Annotated in this window: 17 protein-coding genes and 1 riboswitch; of the genes, 7 read left to right on the top strand and 10 right to left on the bottom strand. The window is 68.7% G+C overall.

The window, feature by feature from the left end; translation table 11 throughout:
* Positions 1–47: 47 nt before the first annotated feature.
* Positions 48–677: a DUF2461 domain-containing protein gene (locus ACGFNU_RS08885; RefSeq protein ID WP_392591593.1), complete on the bottom strand. Its 630-nt coding sequence runs from the start codon at positions 675–677 to the stop codon at positions 48–50.
* Positions 678–686: 9 nt separating this feature from the next.
* The gene (locus tag ACGFNU_RS08880) at positions 687–1,451 is read right to left on the bottom strand and encodes a fumarylacetoacetate hydrolase family protein (protein WP_392591591.1); all 765 of its coding nucleotides are present in this window, start codon (positions 1,449–1,451) and stop codon (positions 687–689) included.
* A gap of 170 nt (positions 1,452–1,621) precedes the next feature.
* Here ACGFNU_RS08880 and ACGFNU_RS08875 point away from each other — a divergent pair, with 170 nt between their 5' ends.
* Entirely contained in the window at positions 1,622–2,098 is a 477-nt protein-coding gene (locus ACGFNU_RS08875) for a hypothetical protein (RefSeq protein ID WP_392591590.1), read from the top strand.
* Here ACGFNU_RS08875 and ACGFNU_RS08870 read toward each other — a convergent pair.
* From ACGFNU_RS08870 to ACGFNU_RS08860, 3 genes are all read right to left on the bottom strand, one after another.
* On the bottom strand, positions 2,095–3,354 hold the full coding sequence (locus ACGFNU_RS08870) for a cellulose binding domain-containing protein (RefSeq protein WP_392591588.1): 1,260 nt from the start codon (positions 3,352–3,354) through the stop codon (positions 2,095–2,097). The two genes, ACGFNU_RS08875 and ACGFNU_RS08870, sit on opposite strands and share 4 nt — an antisense overlap.
* An 87-nt stretch (positions 3,355–3,441) precedes the next feature.
* Entirely contained in the window at positions 3,442–3,819 is a 378-nt protein-coding gene (locus ACGFNU_RS08865) for a hypothetical protein (RefSeq protein ID WP_392591586.1), read from the bottom strand.
* A 139-nt stretch (positions 3,820–3,958) separates the two neighbouring features.
* On the bottom strand, positions 3,959–4,348 hold the full coding sequence (locus ACGFNU_RS08860) for a hypothetical protein (RefSeq protein WP_392591584.1): 390 nt from the start codon (positions 4,346–4,348) through the stop codon (positions 3,959–3,961).
* Between the two features lie 316 nt (positions 4,349–4,664).
* Between ACGFNU_RS08860 and ACGFNU_RS08855 the strand changes: the two genes are divergently transcribed.
* From ACGFNU_RS08855 to ACGFNU_RS08840, 4 genes are all read left to right on the top strand, one after another.
* Positions 4,665–5,552 (top strand): GntR family transcriptional regulator, encoded by an 888-nt coding sequence (locus tag ACGFNU_RS08855; RefSeq protein ID WP_392591582.1) that lies wholly within the window; start codon positions 4,665–4,667, stop codon positions 5,550–5,552.
* Positions 5,530–5,967: a DUF6292 family protein gene (locus tag ACGFNU_RS08850; protein ID WP_392591580.1), complete on the top strand. Its 438-nt coding sequence runs from the start codon at positions 5,530–5,532 to the stop codon at positions 5,965–5,967. The genes ACGFNU_RS08855 and ACGFNU_RS08850 overlap by 23 nt, the downstream gene beginning before the upstream one ends.
* Positions 5,968–6,219: 252 nt before the next feature.
* On the top strand, positions 6,220–7,104 hold the full coding sequence (locus ACGFNU_RS08845; protein ID WP_392591578.1) for a GntR family transcriptional regulator: 885 nt from the start codon (positions 6,220–6,222) through the stop codon (positions 7,102–7,104).
* 158 nt (positions 7,105–7,262) lie between these two features.
* Positions 7,263–7,985, top strand: coding sequence for a GNAT family N-acetyltransferase (locus tag ACGFNU_RS08840; RefSeq protein WP_392591576.1), 723 nt, complete (start codon positions 7,263–7,265; stop codon positions 7,983–7,985).
* 13 nt (positions 7,986–7,998) lie between these two features.
* Here ACGFNU_RS08840 and ACGFNU_RS08835 read toward each other — a convergent pair whose 3' ends face one another.
* The gene (locus tag ACGFNU_RS08835) at positions 7,999–8,292 is read right to left on the bottom strand and encodes a hypothetical protein (protein WP_392591574.1); all 294 of its coding nucleotides are present in this window, start codon (positions 8,290–8,292) and stop codon (positions 7,999–8,001) included.
* A 318-nt stretch (positions 8,293–8,610) separates the two neighbouring features.
* Here ACGFNU_RS08835 and ACGFNU_RS08830 point away from each other — a divergent pair, with 318 nt between their 5' ends.
* The gene (locus tag ACGFNU_RS08830) at positions 8,611–10,125 is read left to right on the top strand and encodes a cyclic nucleotide-binding domain-containing protein (protein WP_392591572.1); all 1,515 of its coding nucleotides are present in this window, start codon (positions 8,611–8,613) and stop codon (positions 10,123–10,125) included.
* 58 nt (positions 10,126–10,183) lie between these two features.
* Positions 10,184–10,531, top strand: a complete 348-nt coding sequence (locus tag ACGFNU_RS08825; RefSeq protein WP_392591570.1) for an antibiotic biosynthesis monooxygenase family protein — start codon at positions 10,184–10,186, stop codon at positions 10,529–10,531.
* A 4-nt stretch (positions 10,532–10,535) separates the two neighbouring features.
* Here ACGFNU_RS08825 and ACGFNU_RS08820 read toward each other — a convergent pair whose 3' ends face one another.
* From ACGFNU_RS08820 to ACGFNU_RS08805, 4 genes are all read right to left on the bottom strand, one after another.
* A complete protein-coding gene (locus ACGFNU_RS08820; protein ID WP_392591568.1) occupies positions 10,536–10,817 on the bottom strand; it encodes a GNAT family N-acetyltransferase in 282 nt (93 codons plus the stop codon).
* A 35-nt stretch (positions 10,818–10,852) separates the two neighbouring features.
* Complete coding sequence (gene cimA, locus ACGFNU_RS08815) at positions 10,853–12,430, bottom strand: citramalate synthase (RefSeq protein ID WP_392591567.1); 1,578 nt, start codon at positions 12,428–12,430, stop codon at positions 10,853–10,855.
* A gap of 379 nt (positions 12,431–12,809) precedes the next feature.
* The gene (locus ACGFNU_RS08810) at positions 12,810–13,913 is read right to left on the bottom strand and encodes a branched-chain amino acid aminotransferase (RefSeq protein WP_392591565.1); all 1,104 of its coding nucleotides are present in this window, start codon (positions 13,911–13,913) and stop codon (positions 12,810–12,812) included.
* A 174-nt stretch (positions 13,914–14,087) separates the two neighbouring features.
* Positions 14,088–15,143 (bottom strand): 3-isopropylmalate dehydrogenase, encoded by a 1,056-nt coding sequence (locus ACGFNU_RS08805; RefSeq protein ID WP_392591563.1) that lies wholly within the window; start codon positions 15,141–15,143, stop codon positions 14,088–14,090.
* A gap of 114 nt (positions 15,144–15,257) precedes the next feature.
* Positions 15,258–15,404, top strand: a riboswitch (cobalamin riboswitch).
* Positions 15,405–15,425: the final 21 nt, after the last annotated feature.

Genomic DNA, 15,425 nt, shown 5'->3' with positions numbered 1-15,425 from the left:
CCTCGAAGAGAATACAGGACCCGGGGACCTGGACCAAAACCGATTGGCTACCGGGTGAAATCGGGCGGGCCGATGTGTTCGCCGCCCCACTCTACGAGGGGCCGGAGCCGGCGCCAGGACGCACGGACGCGGTCGATGACCTCGGGTGTCCGCATCCAGGGGTCGGCGGGCCAGCCCTCGTGGGCGTACAGGGACCGGTGGCGGAGCAGCTCGATACGCGGATGATCTTCGGTGAAGCCGCGGGGGCGGGTCTTGAGACGGTCGCCGGCGATCTCCATGTCATGGAGGTCACCGACGATCGTCTGGAGGGCCTTGCCCGTGGACTCGGCGTCGACGGCCGCGCGGTATCGCCGTAGCTGATCTGGTGTCGGCGCGTACATGCCGCCCGCGACCATCAGGCCGTCGGCGTCGAGCTGGAAGTAGAAGCCGTCACCGGTGTGGCCGCCCTGATGCGTCTTATAGGGCGACTTGTCGTGGCTGAAGCGCACGTCCCGGTAGGGGCGGAACATCTTGGCCGGGCCGAACTCCGGCTCCAGCTCGGCGAACAACTCGGTCATGGGACCGCGCACGTGGCGTTCGTAGGTTTCTTTGTGCGCGGTCCAGTAGGCCTTGCTGTTGTCGGCCAGCAGCCCCTCGTAGAACGAGAATGCCTCGTCGGTGAAGCCTGTGAACGCCATGGGGCTACTTTATTCGCGGGCTACGACACGGTTGGTGAGGCTGCCCACACCCTCGACCGTCACGGTGACCTCGTCGCCGATCTCCAGCGGCCCGACGCCCGCCGGGGTGCCGGTGAGGATCACGTCACCGGGCAGCAGGGTCATGACCTGGCTCACGTACTCGACCAGGGTGGGGATGTCGTGCGTCAGCTGCGACGTGCGGGCGTCCTGGCGGACGTCGCCGTTGACCGCGGTGGAGATCGCGAGGTCGGCCGGGTCGACCTCGGTCTCGATCCACGGGCCCAGCGGGCAGAACGTGTCGAAGCCCTTGGCCCGCGTCCACTGGCCGTCCTTTTTCTGCAGGTCGCGGGCGGTCACGTCGTTCGCGCAGGTGTAGCCGAGGATCACGTCGGCGGCCCGCGCGGCGGGCACCTCGCGGCACATCCGGCCGATCACGACGGCCAGCTCGCCCTCGAAGTCGACCCGTTCGCTGAGCTTCTCGGGGTAGGCGATCGCCTCGCCGGGGCCGATCACCGCGGTGGACGGCTTGCTGAAGATCACCGGCTCCGCGGGGGCCTCGCCGCCCATCTCGCGCGCGTGCTCGGCGTAGTTCTTGCCGATCGCGATGACCTTGCTGGGCAGGATCGGCGCGAGCATCCGCACGTCGGCCAGCGGGAACCGCTGCCCGGTGAAGGTGAGCTCGCCGAACGGATGGGCCGCCACGGCGGCGATGGTGTTCTCTTCGACCACGCCGAAGGACATGCCGCCCTCGGTGGAGAACCTCGCGATACGCATGGTCAAAAGCCTAGTCCCCCTTTCCGCGGGAGCGGTTCCCCCGATACCCCCAGGTCCGCACCGGAAATCCCCGAAAGCTACCCTTCTCCGGCCGGGGCTGGAAGCATGGACGGCATCGTCAAGCGGATGCCCCAGACCCCGAGAGAGCCGCCGGAAGGTCTTCTAAGCCCATGGCCCAGCCGAACGCAGGGACCCGTACCGAGCCCGTCCAGCAGGCGACGATCGTCCGCAGCGACCGCGCCCACACCTTCGAGGTGTTCGTCCGGCGCATCGGGAGCTGGTGGCCGGGCCGTCCCTTCTCGTTCGGCGAGGGCAGACCGGAGAGCGTCCACATCGCCGAGGCCCTCGGCGGCCGGATCCACGAGACGTGGGCCGACGGCACCGAGCACGACTGGGGCCGCGTGACCGCGTGGGAGCCGTCCGCGAGGCTGGCGCTCACCTTCGAGATCCCGCCCGCCGCGGGCACCGAGATCGAGGTGCGGTTCGCGGCCCTCGGCCCCCACCTGACCCGCGTCGAGCTGGAGCATCGCGGCTGGGACAAGCTGCCGCCGGAGCGGCTCGCCGCCGCGACCGCCGTGCCCGGCGGCGTCGGCGAGGCCTGGAGCCTGATCCTCGGCCGCTTCGCGGCGGTCGCCGAAGCCGGCTAGAAGCCGCACGCCGTCCCGTTGATCTTGCAGCCCTTCGGGTTGGCCGCCGCGCCCGCCGCGCCGTACTGGATCTCCCAGGTCGCGCCCGGCGGCACCGGCGGGGCGCCCTTGAGGTTCTGGATCTCGACCCGGTCGCCCTTGCGGACGAGCCGGCCGCCCCAGATGTTCTTGACGTTGGCGTTGGGCGCGTCGAACGTGATCTTCCACGACCTCATGGGCTTGTCGCCGCGGTTGGTGAAGACCATCCGGCCCTCGTAGTAGCCCGGGTCCTGCTGCATGAGCTGGTAGGTGATGCCGTTGCCGGACACCACCGGCCCGACCGGCGGCGCGGTGGGCGTGGGCGCCACCGGCGCGGGCGTCTGCTGTGCCGGGGGCGTGGGCTGCGCGGCGCCGCTGCCGGTAGGCGTGGGCGTCGCCGCGGCCGTACCGCTCGGCGTCGCGCTCGCGGACGGGGTGGCCGACGGAGCGGGCTTGGCCGCATCGGTCTTCTCCGACCCGCCGTCCTGCAGCAGCAACACCGCGCCCGCTGCCGCCGCACCGAGCACGATGACCGCCGCGCCGACCGCGACCAGGATGACCGGGCGCCGCGACTTGCCGCGCGCGGGCGGCCGCTGAGGCATCGGCATTCCAGGCATGGGCGGAGGCGTGGACTGCTGCGGCGGGACGCCACCCGAAGGCGACGCGAACGGCTGCTGCGGCGGCACGTTCGGCTGCTGGGGCGGCGCGGCGGCGGGCTGCTGGAACGCGGCCGCGGGCTGCTGGTGGACGTCAGGAGTCGGCGGCGCGAGGAACGGCGGCGCGGCGGCGGACGGCGGCGCGGCCTCCCCGGGCGCGGTCTCCTCCTCGGCACCGAACTGCGCCGTCCACAGGTCGTGCTCATCCGGAACCGGCGGCGGCTGCTCGTTCGCGACGGGCGGCTGCTCGTTCACCGCCCGGGGCGCCGTCGCCTCCTCCACGACCGACGGCGGGGCCGCGCCACCGGCGACCGGCACGTCGACCTGGTCGGCCGCGAAGTCGGTCACCGTCGCCGGCTCGTCGACCGCGAGATCGGTGACCGTCGCCGGCTCGCCGAGCGAGAAGTCCGTCACGGTCGCGGGCGGAGCATCGTCCTCCGGGACGTCCTCCTGGGTCACCTCGGGGTCGTCCACCGGCTGGTCGACGATGGTCGACTCGGCCGGGGCCGCGTCCCCGGGAATCCCGAACTCCGCGGTTGTCTTGTGGTCCGGGGGAACGTACCCGGGCTCCTGACCGCTCACCTCGTCACCTTCCAGTGCCTCGATCTCACTGGTGTCCGACGACGGCGGAAGGTGTTCGGTTCACGCCATTCGCGGCGTTTCGGCGAGTCAGCCCGCCGGAGCCGGCTCGAGCCCGCGGCGCGCGGCCTGCCGCTGGTGCCGGTTGAGCATGTCCGTCACGAGTTCGATCGCGTCGGGCGTGGTGACGCCCTGCGCTCCGGAAAGCCAGCGGGTGGCCTCGGCGAGCAGCTGCTCGGAGGAGTCCGGCGACCCCGCGGGCTGCTCGTCGGCGAGGCGGCCGAGCACCCCGCCGAGCCGCAGGGCGGCGTCGGGCCGGGCGGACTCGGCGGCACGCCGGAACCACTCGGCGGCCTGCTCAAGGTCGCCCTCGCGCTCGTGCTGGTCGCCGAACTGGTAGGCCAGGTCCGCGAGCGAACCTTCCGACACGCGCCCGGAGGGGTCCAGGCGCCAAGGTCGGACGGGCATGCGATCACTCCGGACGTAGGACTCTGGGAACCGGCGGGTGGGAACGGATACCTCGGCCGGACCAACCTATGGTGGCGGCCTCCTCCGGCTTCCGCCACCGCTTTACCCAAATTCCCCAAGTTTGTCGGCGAACGGGCGTTTACGACCGCGATCCGACCTCATACCGGGCCAGCTCGTCATCGAGCCCGTCCCGCACGCCGGCGTAAGGAGTTCCGCGGGACGACTGATGGAGCACGACGGCGCCGACGCCGACCACGAACAAGAATACCGAGATCGAGCTGATCAGGACCAAGGTCGCGGGGGCGTTCACCCATCGCCCGACCCCTGCCGTCACACCGAGGCATCCCACTCCCGAAGCCACCACGAACCCGAAGAGACAGAGCGTGGACGAGCGCCCGACGGGGGCACTCAACACGAGCTCGGTGATGAACACCGGGTCGGACTGCCCCGTCGGCACCCCTTCCCGCAAGGAAAGGTCGTCCGTCGGGATCCAGGTTTCCTCGATCGGTTGTAGCCCGCTGTTGTCCACGATCCCTCCTAAGTCACCCCGGTCGCCCCAGCAGCTTGATGAAGTGCAATTTCGGTCTCAGAATTTCTTGTATTTGGGACACCATAATTGCGAAGGTTGATCATAGACGCGGGGGACCGATCAGGATTCTGGTGTGCCCGACCCTCTGGAGCTGGGTTAACGCTCTCGGTACGATGGAGACCAACCACGAAAGATCACCTCTTAAGCCCTATAAACGGTGTAACCCCACCAAAGAAGGGCAAACCCAATTACGGGGATTAGTTCGCTTAGATGTCTGAACAGACTCAGAGCCCTCTGATTGGGATGAGACGGGATCATGGCCACCAAACCACCCAGGTACCGCCAGATCGCGGCAGAGCTCCAGCGCCGTATCGAGGAAGGCGATCTCCAACCCGGAAATCAACTTCCCACGGAGAAGGAGCTCAAGGAGGAGTGGAAGGTCTCCGAGAGCACCGTCAAGTCGGCGATGCAGGAGCTCCGCGAACGCCGGTTGATCGAGACCGTCGGGCAGAAGGGCAGCTTCGTCATCAAGCCGCCGGAACGTTTCGTGGTCACGCTGAGCCGCGTCGACCTCGACGAACCCGACCACCCTCCCGCCCGCGGCTCGGGAGGAGGCGAAGGCGCGGCCTTCATCACCGAGGTCAGCCAGCAGGGACATGAGGCGAAGTGCGGAACGCCCGCCGTGGAGATCCGGAAGGCGACCGAAGAGGAGGCCCGGGCGCTCGGCATCGATCTCGGCACCCAGGTCGTCTGCCGCTCCCAGCAACGACTGGTCAATAACCAGCCGAACTCGCTCCAGACGTCCTATTTCGACCTCAAGGTCGCGGTGACCGCCCAGCGGCTCCTCGAAGGTGAGGACATCGAAGAGGGCACAGTGGCCTACCTGCAGCAATTCGGCCGCACCCAGTCGGGGTATGAAGACCAGGTCACAGCCCGTCCTCCCACTCCGGAAGAACGAGACTTCTTCGGTCTGTCGAAGGCGACCGCGGTCCTCGTCCACACCCGAACCACCTACGACCAGCACGGCGCTCCCGTGCGCCTCACGATCACGGTCTATGACCCGGCCAGGAACGTGATCAGGTTCGCCGCCGGACAGGTTCCCGACGATCCCTCGCCCGGCATCCGAACACCCGCCGAACCCGGACGGAAATCCAAGCCGTCCACGAAAAGAGGAGACAGGCATGCTCAACTTCATAGTCCCTGAGCCTCACCCGATCGCGGAAGTCGACCGGACGCGCGGCTACATCACCGCCGTGAGCCACCACTTGCACGCCGCCGACGTCGAGGTCGTCGCCGTCTGGCTGGACCCGATGAACCCACGCGACGCAACGTTCGTGATCAGGGACTCCACCCGTCCGAACTCGCCTCAAGGCCTGGTGTGGAACGAATGGGAGGGATGGTTCCGGGGGGAGTTCGGCTCAGGACGACAGGGCGAGCGGACCAAGCTGAAGAACTCCGTCCACCTTGGCGGTGGGAAGCTGCCGAAGCCGGAGGTAGTGGCCGTGCACTACGCACTCGGGACCACCGCCCCCATCGACGTCGAGCGCGAGGCCAAGATCGCCCGCAATATCGACGCCTACCTCGAACGCTGGCCGGTGCCGGCTCTCAGCGGCTGCTGAAACATCGGGCATCGTGGCCGTGCCGAGCGGCCACGATGCCCCGTTCGACGACATCCCGAACATCTCGTCACTCTGCTGGTAAAGTCATCCCAGTTATTTGAATCATCTACTTGTACCTACAAGTGCGGCGACTCGTCGACTTGTACCTACAAGTTCAACCGTGGCGTTACCTTTTTCCAAGGGATTCCGTAGCGACCAAAGCGCATCGCAACGAGTCCCAGCCGCCGTAGTGGGCGGGGAAGGAGCGAACCGATGGCAGCCCGACGCTGGCGCGAAGTCGCCGATGACCTGCTCAATCGTATCGAGAACGGTGACTTCCCACGCGAGCGGGACGGTGGCCGCCGTCGGCTTCCACCCGAGAGCGAACTACAGAGCCAGTATGAGACGTCCCGGAACACGATTCGCGAAGCTCTGGACTTCCTGGCCAACCGAGGTCATGTCGTCTCCGAGCAGGGCAAAGGAACGTTCGTCGTGTTCCGGCCTGAGCCGGTACATGTGACCCTGTCGGCCACCGAGCCGGGTGTCGGGCCGGGCGGCGGCGAGGGTCAGTGGTACAAGCGCGACGCCGCCGTGCAGAACCGCGAGCCGACCTGTTCGATGCCACGGGTCGAGATCCAGCTGGTGTCCGAGCCGGTCGCCTGGTACCTGCAGGTAGAGCCGGACACGCAGGTCGTGTCCCGGCACCAGGAGATTTACCTCGACGACGAACCATGGTCCCTGCAGACCTCGTACTATCCGCTCGACTTCGCCATGAAGGGCGGCGCCAACAAGCTCCTGGAGGCTCACGACATCCCCGAGGGCGCTGTGAGGTACCTCGGCGAGACACTGGGCTACAAGGAGTTCGGGTATCACGACGAGATCAGCGCCCGCGCTCCCGACGACAACGAGAAGCGCTTCTTCGCGCTGGGCGACTCGGCGGCGGACGTGGTCTTCGAGACGATCCGCACCGCGTACGGCTCTGAAGGCAAGGCCTTCCGCCTCACCGTGACGGTGTGGCCGGCGGACCGCAACCGGCTGCACTACAACGTGGGCGAGGTTCCGACCAGGGTGATGCAGGCCCCGACCGGAAACCCGCCGCGGAAGGGCAAACCGCCCGGCACGTCGGCCAGGCGGTCATCAAATAGCCAGGGCATCTGACCCGCACAGCCGTCCGCTCCAGGGTTGGGGAGACGCCACACAGGGCGGACCGCACAACACACATATCCGGTAACGCCCGCCTCTCCGTCCTGCCGCCGTATCCGGCATCAGCGGTCCGGAGATGTAGCGGCGCGCACTTTCGGAGCACAGGAATCCACGTGAACGTCAACGCCGGGGTCCGCAGGTTTCGGATCCGTCAACGGAGACCGCGCTTCCAGATCCGCCTCGCCGAGCTGGAGCACGTACCGATCATCATCGGGCTCATCGAGCAGGCCGCCGACTGGCTGCGTGCCGAGAAGGACACTGAGCAGTGGAGCCGTCCCTGGCCCGACCAGGACAGCCGGAACAAGCGCGTCCACGACGGGGTCGTCGACCGGTTGACCTGGATCCTGTGGGACGGTGACACACCGGCGGCCTCGGTCACGATCACCCCGTTCGGCAACGATCTCTGGACGGAGGACGAGCAGAGGACGGAGGCCGTCTACCTCCACAGGCTCGTGGTCGACCGGGCGTATGCCGGTACCGGCCTCGGCGCCGAGCTGATCGACTGGGCGGGGTGGCAGGGACGCCGCCGGCTCACCCCTGCGAAGTTGATCCGCGTCGATGTCTGGACCGACAACGACGGACTGCACGCCTACTACCGTCGCCAGGGCTTCCGGGACGTGGGCGTCCGCACCACCGCAGACGACTGCCCGGCGGGCGCTCTCTTCGAGAAACGCATCGGCCGTACGCCGACGTCACGAACGCCGCGAATCCGCACTGCGCCGGCACCGCACGCCACGTCCCACGCGAGGTGGCTGCACGGACGGGGCTCTCCTCAGGCCGCGCTCACGGCGAGCATGCTCAACACGATGCTTCTTCTCGCGCTCAAGATCCACTGAGCCACGGATCCGGTTAGACGATCTTCCATTTCATGAGGTCGCCGTCGGGGGTCTCGCGGCAGTAGATCGAACCGCCGTTGCCGGCCATGCGCTCGATCTCGGCGTAGACGATCAGGGCGCGGCTGATGCTGTCGGTCTTGTTGATGCCGGTGAGGTGCATGATCTCCTCGAGGGCATCGCGGGCCTTCAGGCTGAGGTTGACGGTGACCCGCTCCCCTATCGGGGCCGCGGACTGCTGGCCCTCGTCGGGCGCTCGCCGGCCCGTCTCCCTGCTGTGCGACTCGGAGGCCGTTCCCGGGTTCTTCATTGCGGGTTCTCCCATCGGAGGCCACCGGCACGGACCACGGGGTCCGCCCTGGTGTCGGGGTTTCACCGAGCGGAGTACGTGAGACGCCTCGCAAACGTGCTGTGCTCGCAAGCATCCTGAACGGATGCTTCCCGCACTCTATGCCAAAAAAACCTGCTTGAACATCACATGTCAATCACAGGACGCTCGGCTTCTGTGAAAGTTGCATCATAACTATATCCGCGTATTGCATGTACATCGTACGAGCATCGTCCTACTCTGACACTAACCAGGCCCGCGCAACCGCCGGGCGCCCCTCCCCAGGGGAAGGGAGGCGAAGTGAACAGAGAGCGGGACAGACGACGACCGGGCAAGGAGGCCGTCCGGCCCCCGGCGCAGGGATCGGTCAGGCCGAGCCTCTCGGTGGCCGTCATCGGTCTCTCGATGCTGGTCATCGCGGGTGCGGTGCTGGTCGGCGGGACCCGCGGGGTCATCGCGGCGGTGCTGGCGCTCGTGGCGGTACCCGTCGCGGGTTTCACCTATGACCAGATCGCGCTGACCAGGAGAGGCCGTTCGCTGGCGACGACGGTCGAGGAGATTCGCGCGCTCAAGTCGAGCGACGAACTCGCGTTCACCCGGCCCTTGACAACGATCTTCCGAGGTTCACGCGGCGAGGCGACGCATGGGACGGCCAAGAACGTCCAGCACATGCCCGGCCGATGGGAACCGTCGGCCACGAACATGCTCGTACGAGACACCACCGAGGTAGACCTGCTCATCCCGAACACGGCGGGGGCCTGCGTGTCCGGAGCCGGCGGAGGGGCTCCGGACACGCGGCACGGCATGGCGTTCTGGCAGGCGCTTACGGAGGAGGAACGGCGGGCGCTGCAAGGGCGGGCTCGGGAGGCGTCTTACCGGCCCGGCGACGTTCTGTGCCGGGAGGGGCTGCCCGCCGAGCATGTCATCGTCATCCTGTCCGGCTGGGCGAAGGTGTGGGTCCACGAGCCCGACGGGGTCCGGGACATCGCCTTCCGGGGGCCCGGGGATCTGGTGGGCGAGCGGGCGGCGCTGCTCGTGCGGGCCCGGTCGGCGATGGTCACCGCGGAGACCGACGTCAGCGCGTACCAGACGCGCACCGAGAGCTTCCTGGACTTCCTCGCCGAGCATCCGCGGGTGCAGGCGGTCCTAGAAAGGCAGGTCTACGACCGTCTCACCGAAGTCCCGCCAAGGCCGGCGGGCTGGGGGCGGCCGCAGGTCCCGGCCTGGTCCGGCGGCAACTGCTCCATTCTGTTCACCGACATCGCGGGGTTCGGCGGGCACGTCCGCGATGACGACGATCGGATGATCGTCCGGAACTCGATGTACGAGATGCTCCAGGACGCGTTCGCCGGTTCAGGGCTCGGCCACGCCGACTACTACCAGGAGGACCGCGGCGACGGGGCCCTCATCATCGTCCCGCCCGACACGCCGACCCGGTCGGTCGTCGATCCGATGCTGGCCCGGCTGGAGGCCGGGCTCCGGCGCCACAACCGGCGGGCCAGCGAGGCGACGCGGCTGCAGCTGCGGGTCGCGCTGCACGTCGGCCCGGTGACGTGGGACCCGCGCGGGGTGTCCGGCACCGCCATCATCCAGACCGCGCGGCTGCTGGAGGCGCCGGTCCTGAAGAGCAGGCTCGCCGAGACGGTGGCCGACCTCGGGTTCATCGCCTCGGCGTTCGTGTACGAGGCGGTCATCCAGCAGGGGCCCGGGTTCGTCGACCCGGCCTGCTACCTGCCGGTCGAGATCCAGGTGAAGGAGTCCGCCCTGACGGCGTGGATGTACCTCGCGGGCGGCTCATCGCTGCGGGCGGTGTGATCAGCGCGTTAACGTTTCCGCTGAACGACGTGCGCCCACCGAGCCGAGGAGTCCCGACTTGTCCGTTATCAAGATCAATGCGCTGACCGTGCGGGCGGAGATGCGCGAGGAGGTGGAGCGGCGCTTCGCGGGCCGGGCCGGGCTGGTGGAGTCCGCCGAGGGCTTCGAGGGGTTCCAGTTCCTCCGTCCGGTGGAGGGCATCGACCGCTACCTGGTCGTCACGCAGTGGCGCAGCGAGGAGGACTTCCAGCGCTGGACGGAGAGCCAGGCGTTCAAGCACGGTCACGCGCAGGCTGCCAAGGAGGCGAACGCGCACGGCCATGGGCACGGGCACGGCGGCCCTGCGGCCGCCAGTGCCGAGCTGTGGTCGTTCGAAGTGATCCAGAGCGCCGAGCCCAAGGCCTGACGGGTCAGGCCACCAGACCCTGGTAGTCGGGGTGCTTGTCGATCCACCCCTTGATGAACCTGCAGTTCGGGACCACGGAGAGGCCTCCTTCGGCCCGGACGTGGTCCAGCGCGCCGCGGGCCAGGGCACTGCCGATGCCCTGGCCCTCGTACGCCGAGTCGACCTCGGTGTGGGTGAAGACGATCTGGCCGGGCCGGCGGTCGTACTCCGCGAAGCCCGCGAGGATGCCGTCCTCGTGGAGCTCGAAGCGGCTCTGCTGGGCGTTGTCGGTGATCTCTCTGCTCATGACCGGATAATGCCCGCCCTGCGGCGGACATTCCCCTATCCCGCTTCGTATCCCGCGTGAAGCAGGGAGTACGTCACGGCCTCTTCCAGCGCCTGCCAGGACGCGGCGATGACGTTGTCCTCGACGCCGACCGTGCCCCACTCGCGGGTGCCGTCGCTGGACTCGATGAGGACGCGGGTCCGCGCGTTGGTGCCGTGCGACCCTTCGAGGATGCGGACCTTGTAGTCGATCAGCTCCAGCCGCGCCAGCTCGGGGTAGAGCCGGCCCAGCGCGATCCGCAGCGCGTTGTCGAGCGCGTTGACCGGGCCGTTGCCCTCGCCGGTGGCGACGATCCGCTCGCCCTTGGCGTGCAGCTTCACCGTCGCCTCGCTGACCATGGAGCCGTCGGGACGCCGCTCGACGATGGCGCGCCACGACTCGACCTCGAAGTGCCGCTGCCGGACGCCGGTCAGCTCCTCGCGCAGGAGCAGCTCGAACGAGGCGTCGGCGGCCTCGAACGTGTAGCCGGTCGACTCCAGCTCCTTGACCCGGTCCACGACGTGCTTGGCCTTCTCGCCGGACAGGTCGTACCCGAGCTCGCGGCCCTTGAGCTCCACCGACGCGCGGCCGGCCATGCTGGAGACGAGCATGCGCATGTCGTTGCCGACGGTGGCCGGGTCGATGTGCTGGTAGAGGTTGGGGTCGACCTTCACGGCGGAGGCGTGCAGACCGGCCTTGTGCGCGAAGGCCGACAGGCCCACATACGGCTGCTGCGAGCTGGGCGTGACGTTGGTGACCTCCGAGACCGCGTGCGCGATGCGGGTCATCTCGGCCAGCTGGCCGTCGGTGACGAGCCGCATGCCGCGCTTGAGCTGGAGGTTGCCGATGACCGTGAAGAGGTTGGCGTTGCCGCTGCGCTCGCCGTAGCCGTTGGCGCAGCCCTGGACGTGCGTCGCCCCGGCCCGTACGGCCGCGAGCGAGTTGGCCACCGCGCACCCGGAGTCGTCGTGGCAGTGGATGCCGACCCGAGCGCCCACCGAGACCACCTCATGAACAACGTCGGCGAGTTCGTCGGGCAGCATCCCGCCGTTGGTGTCGCAGAGCGCGATGACGTCGGCCCCGGCCTCGGCGGCGGTCCGGACGACCTCCAGCGCGTATGCGCGGTTGGCGTGATAGCCGTCGAAGAAGTGCTCGGCGTCCAGGAAGACTCGTTGGCCCTCCGCACGCAGGTGGGAGACCGTGTCGCGGATCATCGCGAGGTTCTCCTGCAGCGTCGTGCGGAGGGCCAGCTCGACGTGCCTGTCGTGACTCTTGGCGACAAGGGTCACGACGGGAGCGCCGGAGTCGCGCAGGGCGGCCACCTGAGGGTCGTCGGCGGCCCGCACACCGGCCCGGCGGGTCGCGCCGAACGCGGTGAGCTGCGCGTGCTTCAGGTCGAGCTCGGTCTGAGCCCGCCGGAAGAACTCTGTGTCCTTGGGGTTGGCGCCCGGCCAGCCACCCTCGATGAAGCCGACCCCGAGCTCATCGAGATGACGCGCGACGACGAGCTTGTCCGCCACAGAGAGGTTGAGCCCCTCCTGCTGCGAGCCGTCGCGCAACGTGGTGTCGTAGACGTGGAAACCATCGCCCTGCATCGAAATCCCCCCTGGGGTGTGGCTGGCGCGTGTGCTTGCCCTGGAAAGCACGAGCCCCTAAAACACTAAAGACCCCTCACGGACGTGAGAGGTCTGCGCGCCGGCTATGTCCCGTTAGCTGCCGGCGCGCCAGCCGATAATGACGAGGCTGAAGCGCATGATGCAGGCAAGCATGCCACACGCTCCAAGGAAATAAGACATCGATCTCAAATATCGAGACGAAACGTGTTCAGACGGGGAAAGGCCCGCTGACCGGGGGTGCAGGGGGCGGGCCCCCTGCCGGGGTCGTCGGGGCGGAGCCCCTGCCCGGGACGGTGGCCGCCGCGAAGCAAGGCCGCCGGCCCGGCGCGGGGGGTGTGGGGGGTTGCCCCCCACATTGTTAAGAGATTTTGTGGACCCAGCCGTACGGGTCGGGCTTGGTGCCGTACTGGATGCCGATGAGTTCCTCGCGGAGCTTCATGGAGATCGGGCCGGGCTCGCCGGTGCCGATGTTCCACTCGCGGTCGGAGCCCTTGACGTGGCCGACCGGGCTGATGATCGCGGCGGTGCCGCAGCCGAAGACCTCGGTGATCTCGCCGGACTCGCAGCCGGCCTGCCACTCGTCGATATTGATCTTGCCTTCCTCGACCGGGATGCCGAGGTCGGGGGCGAGCTTGAGCATGGAGTCACGGGTGATGCCCGCGAGCAGCGCCCCGTTCAGCGCCGGGGTGAGCAGCCGCGCGCCGGCGCCCGAGCCGTGGACGAAGAACAGGTTCATCGACCCGACCTCCTCGACCCAGCGGTGCTCGATCGCGTCGAGCCACACGACCTGGTCGCAGCCGTTGGCGACCGCCTCGGCCTGACCGGCGAACGAGGCGGCGTAGTTGCCGCCGGTCTTGGCCTCGCCGGTGCCGCCGGGCGCCGCCCGCACGTAGTCCTGCGACAGCCAGACCGAGACGGGCTTGATGCCGCGGGGGTAGTAGAGGCCGGACGGGGAGGCGATGACCATGAAGAGGAACTCGGCCGCGGGCCGGTTGACGCCGAGGGCCTGGGTGGTCGCGAACATGAACGGCCGCAGGTAGAGGCTCTGGCCCTCCTTGCCGGGGATCCACTCCCGGTCGGTGCGGACGAGCAGTTCGAGGGCGTCCACGAACAGCTGCTCGGGGATCTCCGGCATCGCCATGCGGCGGGCGGAGCGGTTCATCCGGGCGGCGTTGGCGGTCGGGCGGAACGTGACGATCGAGCCGTCGGCCTGCCGGTAGGCCTTGAGCCCCTCGAACAGCTCCTGGGAGTAGTGCAGGACCTGGCTGGCCGGGTCCATCGGGATCGGGCCGTAGGGCTCCAGGCGGGCGTCGTACCAGCCCTTGCCCTCCTGGTAACGGATCATGATCATGTGATCCGTGAAGTGCACACCCCACCCCGGATCGGCCAGGATGCGCTCGCGCTCGGCGGCCGGGGTCGGCTGCCCGGTCAGGTTGATCTCGAAGTCCAGGGTGCTGCTCATCGTCTCGGTCCTCTCCCGGATCGCCGCCGCGGCCCCATCGCCGCCCGGCATTCCCTTATGCCCATTGTCGTACTTCGTCCGAGTGCTACTCCTTGATCACGGTGCGCACGAAAAAATCCGGGCGCGCCGCGAGGCACGCCCGGAGTTCGCTCTGGTGACCAGAGAGGCGCGCCCCTAGCCGGATACTCGCTTCGCGATCGCGTCGCCGATCTGCGACGTGGACCGGGCGCCCAGGCCCGGGCGCTCCAGCAGGTCATCGGCGACGGCCTGCTCGACGCGCCGTGCGGCCTCGGCGGCACCGAGGTGGTCGAGCAGCATGACGACGGACAGGATCGTAGCGGTCGGGTCGGCCTTGCCCTGGCCCGCGATGTCGGGGGCGCTGCCGTGCACCGGCTCGAACATCGAGGGGGCGGCGCCGGTCGGGTTGATGTTGCCTGAGGCGGCCAGCCCGATGCCGCCGGCGACCGCCGCGCCGAGGTCGGTGATGATGTCGCCGAAGAGGTTGTCGGTGACGACCACGTCGAAGCGCTGCGGCTGGTTGACGAAGAACATCGTGGCCGCGTCGACGTGGCAGTAGTCGGTCTCGACGTCGGGGAACTCGGCCGCGAGCTCCTTGAGGTAGCGCTGGTAGAGCCCGGCGGCGAAGGTCAGCACGTTGTCCTTGTGGACGAGCGTGAGCTTCTTGCGGGGCCTGGCGGCGGCCTGCTCGAACGCGTAGCGGATGATCCGCTCGACGCCGTACGCGGTGTTGACGCTCTCCTGCGTGGCGACCTCGTGGTCGGTGCCCTTGCGGAGCACACCGCCGACGCCGGTGTAGGGGCCCTCGGTGCCCTCGCGGACGACGACCATGTCGATGTCCTCGGGCCGCACGCCCGCCAGCGGGGTCGCGGCGCCCGGCAGGAGCTTGACCGGCCGCAGGTTGACGTAGTGGTCGAGCTCGAAGCGGGCCCGCAGCAGCAGCCCGCGCTCCAGCGTCCCGCTGGGCACGCTCGGGTCGCCGATGGCGCCGAGCAGGATGACGTCCTGGCCCCGCAGTTCGTCGAGCACCGAGTCGGGCAGCACCTCGCCGGTCCGGTGCCAGCGGGCGGCGCCCAGGTCGTAGCGGGTCTGCTCGAACGCCAGGCCGGACGCGGGGGCGACGGCCTCCAGGACCTTGAGCCCCTCGGCGACGACCTCCGGGCCGATCCCGTCACCCGGGATGACGGCCAGCCGAATGTTGCGGGAAACCATGCGCGCACTCTACCCCAACGTCTCAGCTCGTGAGCACCGGTCTCACCATCCGAGATCACCATCTCGTCCGGCCTGGACTGTCACCCGATGGGGCTACTTGACGCGGTGCCCATGCGAAGTGGACGCTCAGCAGGACAAGTTCACATCGAGGCGGCAGTGCGCAGGAACCTGGTGCGATTCCAGGACGGTCCCGCCACTGTGTCCGGTCGGCCCGCCAAGGCTCCCGGAAGTCAGGAACTGTCCTGCCGTCCTCCCGTCACCGGGGCGAGTGCACCCCGTGAG

The sequence above is a fragment of the Spirillospora sp. NPDC048911 genome (assembly GCF_043198015.1).
Lineage (GTDB): Bacteria > Actinomycetota > Actinomycetes > Streptosporangiales > Streptosporangiaceae > Spirillospora.
The sequence above is the reverse complement of the archived record's forward strand: the minus strand, read 5'-3'. Positions and strand labels throughout refer to the sequence as shown.